The sequence below is a fragment of the Kribbella sp. NPDC000426 genome (assembly GCF_040300265.1).
Classification (GTDB): domain Bacteria; phylum Actinomycetota; class Actinomycetes; order Propionibacteriales; family Kribbellaceae; genus Kribbella.
Window position 1 is genome coordinate 402,352 of record NZ_JBEPDK010000008.1, and the last position, 14,915, is coordinate 417,266.

General features: G+C 66.1%; 15 protein-coding genes. 8 read left to right on the forward strand and 7 right to left on the reverse strand.

What is annotated here, in order from left to right; translation table 11 throughout:
* Positions 1–171: 171 nt before the first annotated feature.
* Both ABT313_RS36460 and ABT313_RS36465 read left to right on the forward strand, forming a co-directional pair.
* Positions 172–1,212 carry a hypothetical protein gene (locus ABT313_RS36460; RefSeq protein WP_350863476.1) on the forward strand — a complete coding sequence of 347 codons (1,041 nt, stop codon included), beginning with the start codon at positions 172–174 and terminating at the stop codon, positions 1,210–1,212.
* 210 nt (positions 1,213–1,422) lie between these two features.
* Entirely contained in the window at positions 1,423–1,947 is a 525-nt protein-coding gene (locus ABT313_RS36465; protein WP_350863479.1) for a hypothetical protein, read from the forward strand.
* 91 nt (positions 1,948–2,038) lie between these two features.
* Here ABT313_RS36465 and ABT313_RS36470 read toward each other — a convergent pair whose 3' ends face one another.
* On the reverse strand, positions 2,039–2,194 hold the full coding sequence (locus tag ABT313_RS36470) for a hypothetical protein (RefSeq protein WP_350863482.1): 156 nt from the start codon (positions 2,192–2,194) through the stop codon (positions 2,039–2,041).
* 595 nt (positions 2,195–2,789) lie between these two features.
* On the opposite strand from ABT313_RS36470, the gene ABT313_RS36475 reads away from it, so the two are divergent.
* The gene (locus ABT313_RS36475) at positions 2,790–3,665 is read left to right on the forward strand and encodes a hypothetical protein (RefSeq protein WP_350863485.1); all 876 of its coding nucleotides are present in this window, start codon (positions 2,790–2,792) and stop codon (positions 3,663–3,665) included.
* 4 nt (positions 3,666–3,669) lie between these two features.
* Here the strand turns inward: ABT313_RS36475 and ABT313_RS36480 are convergent, their stop codons facing one another.
* Complete coding sequence (locus ABT313_RS36480) at positions 3,670–5,202, reverse strand: PfkB family carbohydrate kinase (RefSeq protein WP_350863488.1); 1,533 nt, start codon at positions 5,200–5,202, stop codon at positions 3,670–3,672.
* Between the two features lie 148 nt (positions 5,203–5,350).
* Complete coding sequence (locus tag ABT313_RS36485; protein WP_350863491.1) at positions 5,351–6,865, reverse strand: PfkB family carbohydrate kinase; 1,515 nt, start codon at positions 6,863–6,865, stop codon at positions 5,351–5,353.
* A gap of 271 nt (positions 6,866–7,136) precedes the next feature.
* Between ABT313_RS36485 and ABT313_RS36490 the strand changes: the two genes are divergently transcribed.
* Together ABT313_RS36490 and ABT313_RS36495 are read left to right on the forward strand one after the other, a co-directional pair.
* On the forward strand, positions 7,137–7,805 hold the full coding sequence (locus tag ABT313_RS36490) for a class I SAM-dependent methyltransferase (RefSeq protein WP_350863494.1): 669 nt from the start codon (positions 7,137–7,139) through the stop codon (positions 7,803–7,805).
* A 161-nt stretch (positions 7,806–7,966) separates the two neighbouring features.
* Positions 7,967–8,392, forward strand: a complete 426-nt coding sequence (locus ABT313_RS36495) for a DUF805 domain-containing protein (RefSeq protein WP_350863497.1) — start codon at positions 7,967–7,969, stop codon at positions 8,390–8,392.
* Positions 8,393–8,458: 66 nt separating this feature from the next.
* On the opposite strand, the gene ABT313_RS36500 is transcribed toward ABT313_RS36495, so the two are convergent.
* Together ABT313_RS36500 and ABT313_RS36505 are read right to left on the reverse strand one after the other, a co-directional pair.
* Entirely contained in the window at positions 8,459–9,862 is a 1,404-nt protein-coding gene (locus ABT313_RS36500; RefSeq protein ID WP_350863500.1) for a metallopeptidase TldD-related protein, read from the reverse strand.
* Entirely contained in the window at positions 9,859–11,370 is a 1,512-nt protein-coding gene (locus tag ABT313_RS36505; RefSeq protein WP_350863503.1) for a TldD/PmbA family protein, read from the reverse strand. Before ABT313_RS36505 ends, ABT313_RS36500 begins: the two co-directional genes overlap by 4 nt.
* A gap of 61 nt (positions 11,371–11,431) precedes the next feature.
* Between ABT313_RS36505 and ABT313_RS36510 the strand changes: the two genes are divergently transcribed.
* The 3 genes from ABT313_RS36510 to ABT313_RS36520 are packed head-to-tail and all read left to right on the forward strand — an operon-like array spanning position 11,432 to position 13,315.
* Positions 11,432–11,992 (forward strand): RNA polymerase sigma factor, encoded by a 561-nt coding sequence (locus ABT313_RS36510; RefSeq protein ID WP_350863506.1) that lies wholly within the window; start codon positions 11,432–11,434, stop codon positions 11,990–11,992.
* Positions 11,989–12,645 (forward strand): hypothetical protein, encoded by a 657-nt coding sequence (locus tag ABT313_RS36515; protein ID WP_350863509.1) that lies wholly within the window; start codon positions 11,989–11,991, stop codon positions 12,643–12,645. The genes ABT313_RS36510 and ABT313_RS36515 overlap by 4 nt, the downstream gene beginning before the upstream one ends.
* A 37-nt stretch (positions 12,646–12,682) precedes the next feature.
* Positions 12,683–13,315 carry a hypothetical protein gene (locus tag ABT313_RS36520; protein ID WP_350863512.1) on the forward strand — a complete coding sequence of 211 codons (633 nt, stop codon included), beginning with the start codon at positions 12,683–12,685 and terminating at the stop codon, positions 13,313–13,315.
* On the opposite strand, the gene ABT313_RS36525 is transcribed toward ABT313_RS36520, so the two are convergent.
* On the reverse strand, positions 13,312–14,001 hold the full coding sequence (locus tag ABT313_RS36525; RefSeq protein WP_350863516.1) for a nucleotidyltransferase domain-containing protein: 690 nt from the start codon (positions 13,999–14,001) through the stop codon (positions 13,312–13,314). The genes ABT313_RS36520 and ABT313_RS36525 overlap by 4 nt on opposite strands.
* Entirely contained in the window at positions 14,001–14,843 is an 843-nt protein-coding gene (locus ABT313_RS36530; protein ID WP_350863824.1) for an alpha/beta hydrolase, read from the reverse strand. The genes ABT313_RS36525 and ABT313_RS36530 overlap by 1 nt, the downstream gene beginning before the upstream one ends.
* Between the last annotated feature and the right edge of the window lie 72 nt (positions 14,844–14,915).

The window sequence follows — 14,915 nt, forward strand, 5'->3', positions numbered from 1 at the left end:
AATTCCGGCAGGCGGCGATGAGGCCGCCTGTCACTTTGCTCCCGGAGGTGGTGTGCGCATGAACTGGTCAGGTCCTGCGGCCCTGCCTGACGTGCCTCATTGCCAAAGGGGTAGCCACGATCCTGTGAGCTGATGGCGCGATCCGGCGCCGGCTCCGGAGAGGGGGACCCGATGAACGGTCTGCTGCTGCTCTCCTCAGACGACCGCACCCGGTACGCCGAGGATATTCAGACCGCGATCGCACTGCCGGAAGGCGGGATCATTCAGTTCCGTTATCGGATGCGGTGGATCTCGCCGGAGTTGCAGGATGACGTGCGGGCCGACCGGGTCAACGGGCAGTCCGCTGTTCTTGGGTTCGTCGGGATGGACCGGCAAACCTCCCCGTTCGTCCTGCCGGTTCGTTATGCGACGGTGGCCAGGACTGAGGTCGTCGCGGACATGGTTCTCTTCCAGCTATGCGTGCGCGGCTACCCGAATCTCGACCTGTACCCGTCGTCGTTCGCCGAGATTGTCGCGATGAGCCGCGGCGTCATCGGCCAGCTGAAGCGAAACTCCAAAGGAAGGTTCTATCCGGCGACGTCGAACTTTCCGGCGATGCCGCACGAGATCCTGGACGATGCTCCGAAGCGGTGGCTGTCGACTGCACGACTCCTCGCGCTTCATCCGACGTTCAAGGAGTCCTACTTTCTCCGGGTAGCGCCGGTAGAGACCACTCGGCGCAAGTTGACGTTCGACGCCGAAGGAAAGCTCGCGAGCGTGGACGGCGAGTCGTTGCGGATCGCTACGCAGATCTTTGCCACGCACTACTCGCGTGACGGCGACTTCAGGCTGACCTGCTTGACGGACGAGACGAACCTGCGAGTTGCATCCGACAACGTTTACCACGTGGCGCTGAGGTACGACTCGATCGAGTTCTGGCTCCATCCTGCCGGCCAGAACTACGACACCTCCTCGCTTGTCAGGATCAGCTTGGCGAGTGAGAAGGCCGGTGGTCGGACGATTGCCGCGCATGTTCGCTTGCCAGTAATTGTTCGGCGGTCGAGATCGCGGATCATGCGGCGGTGGTCTGCGGCCAGTGTCGGGGCCGTTCTGGTTGCGATGCCGACCATCCTCGGCCCCGCGGTCGAGGTGCCGATCGGAGTACGGCTGGCGGCGGCACTAGTTGGTGCCGGACTACTCGCTGGTGGTGCGGTCCTGACTTCGCCGAAGTAGACGGCGAGAGTCTGTCGCGTTCCATAAGTCGTTCTCATTCAGATACACCGCTACACCCAGAATCACCCGGACTACACCTGGCCCCGTAGTGCGGAACGACCCGGATCCCCTTATAAAATTGACCTTGCGAACCGCTCCCGGCTGCGCTCATCATGACCAAAGATGCTCGTGCCCGACGGGTGCGAGGTTCGAGGCGAGGATGGGGGGATCGTGAGAAACTTCGCGTTGTCGATTTCCGGCGCAGAGACCGACTCTTGGCTCTCCGCGCACCTTCGCCGTCGGCTGTACGCCTACCGGGTCGCGCTGTCCGAGGAATGGTCAGAGTCCACAGTGCACCCAGCATTTACAGATCGCGCGGACGGCCCTGCATCGGCGGGTCAATGCGGCGTCAGTTCGGCCTGGCTTCTGCATGAATTGCCGTTGCTGTTGCGGGCGCGGTCGCGGTACTGCGTGGGCGACATCCTGGTCGGTAATCAGACCCTGCCGTTCCACTGCTGGATCGAGGTCGGGAACCCGGCGTCTCCCGACCGCTGGGTCATCGATCTGACCTGCGACCAGTACGAACTGCTCTCCGACCGAGCCTTCGTCTGCGACCGGCACAGCACCCTTACCGCCTTGGCCATCGAATACAAGGCCGTGTTGCGGCTCTCCGCCCGGGAACTGAAAGAGGACCCGGTCTGGCACCGCACGCAACTCCTGGCCAAAGGCATGAGGAGCTGGCTCACACGCCCGTAGCGGGCCTGCCGAGATGTGATCAACAGCCCGGCGAACAGTCAGACGCCCGCCCGGGATTCCCGGGCGGGCGTCGGACGTGCCTTGTGATCCGTCAGCCGGCCATCACAACCGCCACGCTGTAGAGCCCGTAGCAGAAGATCAGAACAACTCCCACGAGAGCAAGAATCAAGAGCTGCTTCCACAGCGTCACCATGAGGACCGAGCAAGCGAGTGCGACGAGGATCGGGAGCATTTCGTGCTGATTCATGGTGGGCCTCTTTTCCTGATTCACTTCCCTTGGCTCTTGTCATTTGCCGCCCACTGACTAGAGTGGGTCGCGGCGTCCTGCGTCTGGTTACTCTTCTATAAGACCCCACGACAATCGGTTGTCAATCCACCGGATTTGGTGGTTGTCAATCTGACCGAATTGTCTTTTCGGCAGGACGAGGTGAATCTTTGGCAACATTGTGGCGCGCAATCGGTGATACCTGACGCATCGCATCCGTACTGTCTCCTGCCAGTTGGCAGGGGAGGATCGCCAACTGGCAGTACGACTCGAGCGACACGAGCCAATACGTGTCGGGTTGGGAGTTGCGATGAGTAGGCAACTATCCGCTAGCATCCCGAATGTGGTGAGCATCACCACCGCACGGTGACGTTGCACGCGCCGACCGATGCGTGTCACGGCACGTGCGGACCCAGGGGCGATGACAACTTCAGTGCACGATGGCCGAGCGTCTCTACCGACGTCGGCCGCGCGGGGGGCCGCGGAACTAGTCTCAGCCGACTCGAGGAAGGCTTTCACGGCTGCTTTGCCGTACGCCGTCGCACGTCCGCAGATCTCACGCCGTCGCTCTCGGGCGTTGACGCTTGACGATTGCAGGTCAGGCGAGCCGGCGTTCGCAGAGCTGGTCGAACGTGTGGCGAGCGTGTACGAGGTCCCGGTGCGTGCGCTGACCGTCCGTACGCTCCTGCACTTGCCGCTGCTGGCGAAAGCAGGCGGGCGAATCTCGCAGAGCGACGTGACCGCGGAGCTGGAGCGGAACGCAGACAGGCTCGGGTCGGATTACGAGGCCATAGAACACCTTGTTCCAACGCGCGGGCACCCGCTTTCGGACCTGCGCTTCGAGGTTCTTCCCGATCGCATCGCGAATCAGATCTTCAGTCGGCTGCACTATCTGCGCAGCGCTCGCGACGGTTCTTTCAACTTTGCGCTCGTGGACCCGGTACATCGACTGCCCGTAACCGTGTGCAGCGTGTCCCCGTTGGAATGGGCGCTTGTCGGCCGCCAGTTACGTGCGTCCTTCGGGGTTGCGCCAGGTACTGCGTGGGACGTGTCGCGCGTGTACTCCTTCGAAGTCGCTCCTAAGAACGCCATATCCTTCCTGCTTGCGAAGGTCCGGCAGGTCATGCGAGGTATCGAGAACGCCCGAGTGCTGACCACAGCCGTTGACCCGAACCTGGCGTTCGTCGGCGCCAGCTACCGCGCTGCGAACTGGCAGCGGTGGATGTCCGTCCAGGCCAGGCCGTACTTGTATGTCGATGGCACGTATGCGAGTCCGCGGCAGCTCCGGGTTCGCTACGGCGGCGCCAACCTTCCGCACTTGCGTGCAATGAATCCCGGCACTCGTTTCGAGCAGAGCCGAGTGCCACTGCTGGACTCGTGGATCTATTGCTGCCGCCTGGACGGCATCACAGAGAGCGTTGCCGCCGAGGACCAGCGTCGTCTCCGTCGATGACCGGTCAGACCGTCGCGGGGTGTGGCGGTCGCAATCCCGAACGGGCCAAGAACGTGTCGATCTGTTTGCGGTCGGGCATCGACTCCGAGCGGAAGCCTGAAGCGGCGCAGGACATTGCCGCTGTTGCCCAGATCGCCACGTCCGGCGAGAACGTGCGGTTGTCGTCGATCAGTTTGGCCGCCAGTGCCGCGCAGAAGGCGTCACGCGCGACTGACGTCTCCTTGTAGATCGTCGGGAAGAGGGGCACCGGAGTGGCTTCCTCGAGTGGATGCGAGTAGATCGTGCAGCCGCCGTTCACCAGCAGACAAAGAGTCTCCACGCCGAAGGTGACAAGCTTCTCGGCGACCGGCCCGGGGGCGAACGGAAGCTCGGCCGGCGCAAAGGGGCCTAGTTCCCAGGGGTGCGCAATCAGGTAGTCGATCCGGCCGAACGTTGGAGGGCTGATGCGCTCGTCCGTGTACGGCTGGCCGGGCGTGACGATCACCAACGGACGATTGTCGGGCTCTCGGTGAGCGAGGGCGAGTGTTCGCTCCATTGTCACCCGGGGCATTTCGAAGGTCGTCATCAGAACGTCGCAGCCGATCACATCGCCGGCTCGATCTTCCATGTCCTGCTGGGACAGGAAGACCTCGCCCTGATTGCGCCAGTTCACCGCGATGCTGTCACCCATCTCCCTTTCGAACACCCCTGTGAAGGGAGTACTGGCGCCGTGGACGCGTTTGATCAGGGAGGTGTCGACGCCTTCCGAATCAAGATGCTCGAGGATGTCGTCGCCGAAACGGTCGTCGGCTACAGCGGCGATAAGCGAGGACTTCAGACCCAGCCGAGCGCAGGCTATTGCTTGCGTCAGCGCCTTACCGCCCGGCGAGAGACTGAAGCCGTATGCCTCACTCGAGGTCTCTGGCGCAGGCAGAGACTTGATGCGGAACGTTGCGTCCATCACCGCGCCGCCCACCACCACGACCTGTCGGACTGGAGGCGTCGAATCGGTCGGCGTGGTCGGCCGCGTGGTGACCGTTCTGGATCCGCCCGAGTGGCCGTCCGGCCTGACGAGCTGCTTCGCTAGTTCGCGCAGTACTTCGGGCTCCGTCGTACCGCGGAGGGCGCGGTCGCCGGGTGCCTCCGGGGCCGTGAGGTCGAGCGCGTCGTGCAGCCTGTTCCAGCTGTTCAACAGGACCAGACGGCGCCGACCAAGTGCGGCGAGATACAGCGAGCGCGTCGTTCGACTGTCGATGCCGGCGTTCTCGTAGGCACTCTTGTGCAGGCCGAGCGCGAGGATCGCGTCTGCCACGATCTGTTGGGTGCCATGCAGTTGGTCGCGAACTGTCGCGACCACGAGGTCGAATGCGGCCGCCGCCAGTTCGAGATCGCCGACATTGCCGAAGCGGGTGCTAGCCAGGTCGAGCAGCGGCGTCGTCGTACTGACCCGACCTGCATGCACGCGGGCCGCGGTCAGACCATCGCGGGTGCGGAGCTTCTCGAGGACGCCGACGAGCAGCAACGCATTCGTCGGCAGGCTCTCGCTTCGAAATGTCATCGACCCCCACCTGCCTTGTTCGTACCGGCCGTCAGACTGCCTGTGCGGTGAGCAGAGTGTGCCAGCACCTCTCGGAAGAGGTGAGGGCGGGCCGGTCTTTCAGGTTTAGTCCAGCAAACGTTGCTGGCAGCATTCCCTCTCGCGGTCTTCATGAGACGTCCGGCGACGTGATTTGACGGTACTTTTCGTCAACTGTCGCGCGTCTGGGATGCGAAGGAGTCCGGTGGTAACTCTCGGCGAAGCTGGACATGGCGGCCGCGGCCCAGCGAATAGCGTCGTCGGTCAGGCTGCGGTCTTCAATCAGGCGAGCGGCGAGGGCGGCGCAGAAGGCGTCTCGGGTGATTGAAGACTCCCTCAGGAGCAAAGGAGGGATGGGAATCTGCTGCTGGCGCTTGTCTGGTTCGTAGATGGTGCCGCCGCGGTCGACCAAGAGGCAGAGTGAGCGGAGACCGAGGCCCAGGAGATCGTCACCGACGATTTGAGGGTCGTGCTTCGACTCCTCAGTGAACGCGAAGCCTTCGAGTTCCCAGAGGTGGGCGACCAGGTAGTCGATCTGTTTCAGCACCGGGCTGAGGAGGTGGCCGTCCGCATAAGGCTGACCCGGCGTGACGATGACAACTGGCCTGTTCGGCGCTGAGCTGACCAGACTGAGGGTGTGCCGCAGGACGTACTGCGGCACTTCGAACGTCAGTAGCAGGACGTCGCACGAAATGATGGCGTCAGCGTGTTGGTCGATGGCGGAGACGTCGAGCTCCACACCGTCGCGCCAGACCGCGGCCGAGCTGTTGCCAAGTGGCAGCTCGAAGATCGCTGACGCCGGCGTCCGGACATCGGTTCTCTCGATCCGCTGCAGGAGTGAGGTGTCGACGCCCTCGCGTTCGAGGTGGGCCTCGATCTCCCGGCCTTCGTCGTCAGTTGCGATCGCGGCGAGTAGGCAGACATCGAGGTCCAGGTGGGCGGCTGCGACAGCCTGGCCCAAGCCCTTGCCGCCTGGTGTGCGGGTGTAGCTCATCGCCGGTGTCGAGGTGCCGACGTCAGGCATCGAACGGATTCGCCAGATGTGGTCGATCGTGGCGCCGCCGAGCACGATGACCTTGCCTGCCGCTGTCGAGTCGACGGTCCGCGCGGTCGTGGCCGGGATCGGCTCCGAGAGTTCAATCGTGGACCCGGGGTTGACGAGTAAAGCGGCGAGGCGCTCGAACACCTGGCCCTCGATGAGGGATCGGAGGGTGTGCTCGCCGGGAGCCGGCTCCACGTCAGACTCCGCGCCGAGTGCGTCATGAAACGCCGCCCAGTGCTCGAGGAGAGCGTTTCGCCGATTGCCGAGTGATCCCATCGACAGCTGGTGGATCGCTCTCGTCGGGAGGTTGTGGGCCTTGTATGCCTCTAAATAGATGCCGAGCTTGAGGCTGGCGTCCGCGACTATCCGGTCGGTCGGAGAGTCGAGCGCCCGGACCCGATCGGTGATGACCTCGAAGGCCGCGTCGGCGAGCTTCTGGCCGGTTCGGACAGCGTGGTTCCGGACGATGGCCAGGCGGAGGAGGGGCTGGGCGGCTGGGGTTGTGAGGCGCTTGGGGGTTAGGCCGTCATAGCGGCGGAGGGATTCCAGGACAGGGACCAGATAAGCGGCCTCGGTCTGTCCTTGGAACAAGTGGTCGGACATGCGTCCCCCAACGCAGTTAGTCAGCAGTTTCAGTATGCGGGCGGGGGGCGGGTGACGCTGGGTTGCCAGCGCGTCGTTGCAAGCACTTGATTCAGGCGGGGGAGTTGCGGGGGCTGGTCCGGATGGTTGCGGTGGGCAATCGGAGGGGTTGTGGGTAAGGCTGTGGATAAGGGGAACGGAATCTCGGGCGGGTGCGTCGATTCGATGTTCTGACGTAGGCTGCTGCGGTCTGTCGATCGGCCAGGTCGGTGGGGCGAACACGGGGAGCAGGATGAATACAGGGCATGTGGAGCTTGCGAGGGCTCAGCAGGAGCGGTGGGAGTCGGCTTATGCGCGGCACCCGCAGTTGCAGGGGGCGGAGCCTTCGGCGGCGGCGGGGTGGGCGGCTGAGGTGTTCGGTGCCGCGGGCATCGATGATGTGCTGGAGCTGGGGGCGGGGCACGGCAGGGACGCGCTTTTCCTGGCTCGGCAGGGATTCAGCGTGCATGCCACCGATTTCAGCGAGGCGGCGCTCGACCAGTTGCGGCACGAGGCGCAGCGGGAGGGGCTCGACGATCGGGTGACGGCGGCGTTGCACGACGTCCGGGATCCGTTGCCGCCGGCCGATGCGACGGTCAACGCGGTGTTCGCGAATCTCCTGCTGAACATGGCGTTCTCGCCGTCCGAGCTGCGGTCGCTGGTCGCGGAGATCCATCGCGTTCTCTGCCCTGGCGGGCTTTTCGTGTACGCCGTGTGGTCGACGGCGGACTCGTGTTCGCAGTACTGGCGTCAGCTCGAGGACGGGCTGGCGATGCACGACGGATTCGTCGGGCGGTTCTTCGACGAGTCACTGGTGACCGAGCTGGCCGCGGAATGGCGGCTCGACGAGGCGACGCCGTACGACGAAGGTCAGCGGCGGATGTGGCGGGTCACCATGACCAAACCAGGGCAGGAAAGCTGAAGCCGGCTCTAGGTGTTCCGGTCGCGAACTGGTGAAGTTGCCGGCGGTACCGGCGTGCCAGATTGCGGTGTGGTCACCAAAGCGAAAAGTTGCATTGACGAACCCGACCGGTTCCGACAGGCTCGGTCCGCGTCTCACCTTCGACCATCGGAGATACAGCAATGCAGTGGTACATCGACGTTCTGAAGAAGTACGCCGTGTTCGACGGCCGGGCCCGCCGCAAAGAGTACTGGATGTTCGTGCTCTTCAACGTGATCGCCTCGATCATCCTGTCCATCCTGGACAAGATCCTCGGGCTCGACTTCGGCTCGGGCAACTCGTCCGGCTGGCTGTCGACGATCTACAGCCTCGCGGTGCTGCTGCCCACGATCGGTGTGGCGATCCGGCGCATGCACGACACCGGACGTTCCGGCTGGTGGATCCTGATCAACCTGATCCCGTGTATCGGGTGGATCTGGTTCATCGTCCTGGCTGCCCAGGAGGGCAACGCGGGTGACAACGCGTACGGTCCGGACCCGAAGGCGGCCGAGCGGTTCGGCGGCCCGGGCCAGGCTGGTCCGGCGGAGCCGGGTTACCCGACCGTCTGATCCAGACACAGCAGAAGGCCCCCGCGAACCAGCAGGTCACGGGGGCCTTCTGCTGTTCCGGAAAGATCAGTTGGCCTGGCTGACGCTCGACATGTTGAAGTCGGGCACCAGCAGCGGCGGCGTCGCCGTCCGTGAGAAGTAGTCGCCCCACTCCCGCGAGTACGACGGAACCGTGGCTCCCGCGGCGGTGAACCGGGCGAGCAGGTCGACCGGGCTCTCGTTGAACCGGAAGTTGTTGACCGCGCCCGTCACCTCGCCGTTCTCGACCAGGTAGACGCCGTCGCGGGTCAGACCGGTGAGCAGCAGCGTCTGCGGGTCGACCATCCGGATGTACCAGAGACAGGTCACCAGCAGACCGTTGTCGAGCCCGGCGACCAGGTCGTCGGTCGAGCCGGCGCCGCCGTCGACGGACACGACGTAGTTCGCGATGTCGGGCGTTGCCTCCGGTACGCCGATGAGCTCCGCCGTGTGCCGGCTCGTCATCAGATGTTCGAGCTTGCCGCCGCGGATCCAGTCCGTCGCCTGCAACGTCAGTCCGTTGTCGAACACGCTCGACGAGCCGCCCGACGACCGGGCCACCGCGAACGCGAACGCCTCCAGCCCGGCCAGCGCCGGGTCGGAGTGCATGCTCACCGGCTGCTGCGACAAGGTGTCGCCGATCCGCGTACCGCCGCCGGACTTCGAGAACACCGTCTGGCCGTCGAAGGCGTCGCGGCCGTCGAGCTGCCAGTACAGGTACGTCATCAGGTCGGCGACCGCCGCCGGCGGCAGGACCGTCGGATGCCGGCCGGCGTCGACCGCGACCGTCCGGGTCGCCCAGCCGAGCCGGCGGGTGAGCTCGGCGTCCAGCGCGAGCGCGTCGACGTCGGTGAAGTCGCGGGTGGCCGTGCCGACCCAGGCAGAGTGGCTGAGGTCGGCGTTCTTGCCGGTCGAGGAGACATACCCGCGGGGGAGCGCCTGACGCAGCCGCAGTCCGGTCGACGAACCGACGTACAGCGTGACCACCTCGTGGTTGGCGAACCCGTACAGCCGGCGTCGCTCGAGGTCGGCGCGTTTGAGCGACTCACCGAGCGACGGCGCGAACTTCTCGTAGACGCCGACCGTGGTCTCCTCGGGTTCGAGGTCCCAGTCGGCGCCGACGGTGCCGTCGACGAGCGGGCGGGCGTCCTCGGCCGGGCCGGCCGAGCGGGCGGTCGCGATCGCTGCGGAAACGATCTCGCGCAACGAGTCCTCGGTGACGGACGAGCGGCGGATGACGCCGGCCGCCGTACCCTCGCCGGATCCGACCGTGGCGATCACGGTCACGCTCGATCCGCGCATCGCGCCGTTCGTGGTCAGGGTGTTGTTGGCCCAGCGCAGGTTCGTGCTGGAGGTCTCGGCGACGAGTACGACGCAGCCGTCGGCACCCTCGGCCGCGGCCAGCGCCAGACCGCGCTCGATGGTGTCCTGGGGCGTGAGCTGAATCGTCACCGGCCGGCCTCCTGCGTGGTGTTGAGAATGCGGACGCTGCGGAACAGCGCGGACGGGCAGCCGTGGGTGACCGCGCCGGACTGCGACGGCTCGGCCTTGCCGCAGTTCAGTGCGCCGCCGAGCAGGTACGTCTGCGGGCCGCCGACGGCCTCCATCGAGCCCCAGAAGTCGGTGGTAGTCGCCTGGTACGCGACGTCGCGGAGCTGGCCGGCGATCTTGCCGTCGACGATCTTGTAGAACCGCTGACCGGTGAACTGGAAGTTGTACCGCTGCATGTCGATCGACCAGGACTTGTCGCCGACGATGTAGATCCCGTTCTGCACCCGGCTGATCAGCTCCTCGGTCGAAGGGCCGTCGGCGGCGGGCTGGAGCGAGACGTTGGCCATCCGCTGGATCGGGATGTGGCCGGAGGAGTCGGCGTACGCGCAGCCGTTGGAGCGCGGTGTGCCGAGCAGGTCCTCGTTCTTCTTCGCCATCCGGCGGTCGACCTGGTAGCCGACCAGGATGCCGTCCTTGACCAGGTCCCATTGCTGGCCGGCGACGCCCTCGTCGTCGTACCCGACGGTGGACAGGCCGTGCTCGACGGTGCGGTCGCCGGTGACGTGCATGACCGGCGAGCCGTACTTGAGCGTGCCGAGTTTGTCGGTGGTGGCGAAGCTGGTGCCGGCGTAGTTCGCCTCGTAGCCGAGGGCGCGGTCCAGCTCGGTGGCGTGGCCGATCGACTCGTGGATCGTCAGCCAGAGGTTCGTCGGGTCGATGACGACGTCGTACTCACCGGCCTCGACGGTCGGGGCGGCGAGCTTCTCGGCGAGCCAGCCGGGGATCTGGGCGAGCTCTTCGTCCCAGTTCCAGCCGGTGCCGGTCATGTACTCCCAGCCGCGGCCGGCCGGCGGGGCGCAGGTCGACATCGAGTCGAACCGGTCCTCGGCGACGGCGTGGGCGGTGATGTTCGGGCCGATCCGGACGCGCTGCTGGGTGTACGACGTACCGGCGGTGTTCGCGTAGTACTTGCACTCGTGGATGGTCGCGACGTGGACGCTCACGTGGGCGACGCCGTCGGCCTTCAGCAGGCGGTCGCTGTAGTCGGTGAGCAGGGCGACCTTGTCGGCGCGCGGGACGGTGAACGGGTCGATCTCGTACGACGAGATCCAGGTGACGTCGTCGTACACCGGCTCGTCGGCGAGCTCGATCGTCTCGGCGTTGATCGGGCGCGAGACCTGCGCCATGTTCACGGCCTGCTCGGCGACGCGGACCGCTTCGTCCTCGGTGAGCGCGACGCCGGCGGCGAAGCCCCACGTGCCGTCGTGGATCACGCGGACGGCGAGACCGAGGTCCTCGTCGTCCTTCGCGCTCTCCAGGACGCTGTCGCGCAGGGCGATCGACTCGGACCGGATCCGCTCCAGCCGGAACTCGGCGTACGTCGCGCCGAGGTCGCGGGCACGCTGGAGCGCCGCGTGGGCGAGTTCATGACGGGGGAGGGCGAGGAAGCTCGCGTCGACTTCAGGCACGGTGTCGACCTTATACACGGAACCCGACAAACCCGGGTGGTGTAGGGACAATGACTGGAAGTTGACAGGAGGAGTGATCGAGTCCGGCGACGAGGGTCAGGTTCTGGCTCGGGTGCGGGGTGGGGAGGTGGCCGCGTACGGCGAGCTGGTGGATCGGTATGCCCGGATTGCGAAGCGGACGGCGGTGTTCCTGGGGGCGGGGGCTGATGCGGATGACGTGGTGCAGGAGGCGTTCGTCAAGGCTTACCGGGGGCTGGGCGGGTTCCGGGACGGAGCTGCGTTCAGGCCCTGGTTGTTGAGGATTGTTGCCAACGAGACCCGGAACGCCATCCGGGCCCGGGGCCGGCGGGCTCGGCGGGAGGAGTTGGCGGCGCCGCTGGATGTGGTGCTGGATCCGGCCGACGCAGCAGTGTCACTGGAACGCCGGACCGAGCTGCTGGACGCAGTCAAGCAGCTCCCGGAGCCGATGCGCCTAGTGGTGACCTGCAGGTACCTCCTGGATTTGGACGAGCAGGAGACCGCCGCAGTACTCGGCTGGCCCCGCGGCACCGTCAAATCACGCCTGCATCGCGCGCTGGGGAGACTCCGCGACGCCCTACCAGACAAGGAGGTGCAGCGATGAGCCTCGAAGACGAACTGCGGGCCGTCGGGCGCTCTGCCGTCGTACCTCCGGTTGACGACACCCTGACTGCCACAGTGCTCACACGCGTAGCTGACATCCCAGTCCGGAAGCGCCTGCGCGACAGGTGGCGTACGTTCCTCGCCGGATTCCTGGTACTCCTCGCAGGCCTAGCCCTGACGCCACCAGTACGGGCGACCGTCGCAGAGTGGCTGCGCATCGGTGGAGTCCAGGCCGAGCCCGTGGGCAGCGGTCCGAGTACTGCGCCTCCCGTGCCGACCGTCGGTGGACATCTGTCGTTGGAGCAGGCTGCACAGGTCGCTGGGTTCACTCCAGCTCTTCCGACGGAGCTGGGCGCACCAACCGGCGTGGAGGCCTCGAAGGGGTTCATAGCGACCAGCTGGACCGGCGTGCGGCTGGAGCAGTTCCAGTCCGGTATCGAGCCGATGTACATCAAGCGGTACTACGGCGACATCGACTACGTCGACCAGATCAACGCCTTCTGGTTCAAGGCCCCTCACGACCTCGTGCTGGTCGACAAACGCGTCGTACGCATCGCCGGACCCACTCTGGTCTGGGAGCGCAACGGCGTGACGTTCCGCCTCGAGGGCCCGGACAAGACCCGGGCGATAGCCCTGGCAAGCGGAACCTCCTGACGACCGGCGGTGTATCCAGCGCGAAAGGAGAGCCGCCATGATCCGTCGCACGCTCGCACTCGCCGCCGCACTACTAGCCCTGACAGGCCTCACAGCCCTGCCGGCGCAAGCAGGAGGCCCCACCAGCGTCCTGCTCAGCGCACCACCGCACGTGACCGCAGTCGGCTACGACGACGAGCGGTACTACGACCTGCAGAACCTGATCCAGGGCCCGTCGAAGCCCGACACCGGCGACGACGTCCACAGCGTCGGCAAGTTCGTCCGCGCGACCTGGCTCATCCACGACATGAGCGTCTGGCGGATCGACGTCATCTACCCGGACGCGCCTGGTGGCCCGTGGATCTCCACAGAGGAGTTCACAACGGAAACCAAGCCGGCCAAGCCCACCTGGCACCGAGCCGCCGACCCAGACCGCCTCCTGCAGGTGCTAGGAACGTTCAAGCTCCTCGACGGCAAGTTCGACGGCGGCCCCACCCTCGACAACGGCTACTCGGTAGCGGACCCGTCGGCACCGGTCACCACACCCCAACCGGCACCCGCTCAGGCCCAAACCCAGACCAACGCCTTCACCGGCTGGCGCTGGATCATCCTCGGCGTCCTGATCGGTGCAGCGGCCGCAGTCGCCGCCGTCCGCCTCTTCCCGAAGCGCCGCTGGGAGCTGATCGGCTAGAGCTTGGCCGCGAGCTCGAAGCCCGCAAACAGCCGCCCACCGAAGCCGTCAAGGATGTGGTCCACGGCAACGACCAGCCGATCGTCCTCCGCCCGTACGCCGTCCATCAGCGCCGCAGCCTGTGCACTGTCGTACGCCGCAACCTCCCGCAGCAGCCCCTTACCGGTGCCGGACCACCGCCCGGCACCGGTCAGCAACAACCGCGCCGCGTCCTGCCACAGCACCGAAGCGATTGCCAGCCGCACATCACCGGACGCATCCGACAGGTCGTCGATCAGATTGGTGATCGTGTAACGCAGCAGGTCCAGCTCGTCCTGCGACAACAGCTTCGGCCCAGCCGCCACCTCGGCCAGGTACTCCTCCTGCAACCGCGCCCCACACCCATCCACGTCCAGCAGTACGACGGACTCCCCGACGAGCCGCATCATCGTCGGCTGCCGTCGCTCCTGGTCCTTGTCGGCGAAGTAGCGCAGCGACATCTCGGTGTGCACGAACAGCTCGACCGGCCACCCGGCGTACTCCAGCGACTTCCGCATCGGTGCCGGCGGACCGTCCAGCAGCACAGTGATGTCCAGGTCGGACGTACTACTCGCGTCGCCGCGCGCCACACTGCCACCGAGCCAAGCGGCCAGGGCATCCGGATACAGCTCCTCGACGAGTTGGCGCGCCACGTCCACGGGGTCCATCAGGACAGTGTCAGCCAGCGCAGCAATTCGCGGTACGCATTTGTCGGCGGGATGTGACCGCCGACGTAGTACTTGCGTTCCGCGTGAGCTATCTCGGCGGCCAGAAACTCGACGGACTTGCCGGCGCGTTCGTCCGCCGAGCCGTGCCAGAGGCTGACCGGGACGCGGATGTCGCCCAGTTCGAAGCCCCACGGTGTAGCGAACGCGATGTGGTCGTCCAGCCAGCCGTCGTGGCTGGTGACGAAGGTCGCCGTCAGCCGAGCCATAGCCGCGGGGTCCTCGCGAGCCGGCGGTCCGGGATCAGCTCCTGGTTGCGGCGGGATCTCTGGCCCTCCGTCCGCCACAGCAGCCATGATCGCCTGGGCTGTCTCCTCGAACCCAAGCCGGAGGTCACCGTGAACCGCGCGCCAGGAGGTGCGGTTACGCCGTGGATCCGCGAGCTCCTCCTCCTCTGTCGGCTCCGGGCCGTCCACGATCGGCGGCGAATTGCTCCCGATCACCGCGCACCTCGTCACCCGGTCAGGCAACAGCGCAGCACAGGCCAGCGCATGCGGACCGCCGCCGGAGCCGCCGGTGACGGCGAAGCGGTCCCAGCCCAGCGCATCGGCCACGGCGAGAGCGTCCTCGGCCACGGAAGCGACGGTCCGGCCAGGCTGACGGGTTGACCCGCCGTAGCCGGGGCGGTCCGGGGTGGCCAGTCGCAGACCGGACGACTCGATGGCCGCCAAGGCGTCCGGCCGCTTCCAGCGGGTCGAAGGCGTACCGCTGAACGACAGCGCAGGCAGCCCGTCCTCGGCGCCTTCCACGTTGTAGAGAACCATCCGGTCGCCGATCCGCACCATGCCGTCCACCAGCGGAGCGTAACCAGTCGGCAGCAGCTATCCGAATCCAGAGTTACCAACCCGAGATTCTCG

Bases quoted from the DNA above. Each gene is read 5' to 3' on its own strand.
- ABT313_RS36460 (WP_350863476.1), top strand. From the start codon at position 172: ATGAACGGTCTGCTGCTGCTCTCCTCAGACGACCGCACCCGGTACGCC.
- ABT313_RS36480 (WP_350863488.1), bottom strand. From the start codon at position 5,202: ATGACATTTCGAAGCGAGAGCCTGCCGACGAATGCGTTGCTGCTCGTC.
- ABT313_RS36520 (WP_350863512.1), top strand. From the start codon at position 12,683: ATGATCCGTCGCACGCTCGCACTCGCCGCCGCACTACTAGCCCTGACA.
- ABT313_RS36515 (WP_350863509.1), top strand. From the start codon at position 11,989: ATGAGCCTCGAAGACGAACTGCGGGCCGTCGGGCGCTCTGCCGTCGTA.
- ABT313_RS36530 (WP_350863824.1), bottom strand. From the start codon at position 14,843: ATGGTGCGGATCGGCGACCGGATGGTTCTCTACAACGTGGAAGGCGCC.
- ABT313_RS36495 (WP_350863497.1), top strand. From the start codon at position 7,967: ATGCAGTGGTACATCGACGTTCTGAAGAAGTACGCCGTGTTCGACGGC.
- ABT313_RS36490 (WP_350863494.1), top strand. From the start codon at position 7,137: ATGAATACAGGGCATGTGGAGCTTGCGAGGGCTCAGCAGGAGCGGTGG.
- ABT313_RS36525 (WP_350863516.1), bottom strand. From the start codon at position 14,001: ATGGACCCCGTGGACGTGGCGCGCCAACTCGTCGAGGAGCTGTATCCG.
- ABT313_RS36470 (WP_350863482.1), bottom strand. From the start codon at position 2,194: ATGAATCAGCACGAAATGCTCCCGATCCTCGTCGCACTCGCTTGCTCG.
- ABT313_RS36485 (WP_350863491.1), bottom strand. From the start codon at position 6,865: ATGTCCGACCACTTGTTCCAAGGACAGACCGAGGCCGCTTATCTGGTC.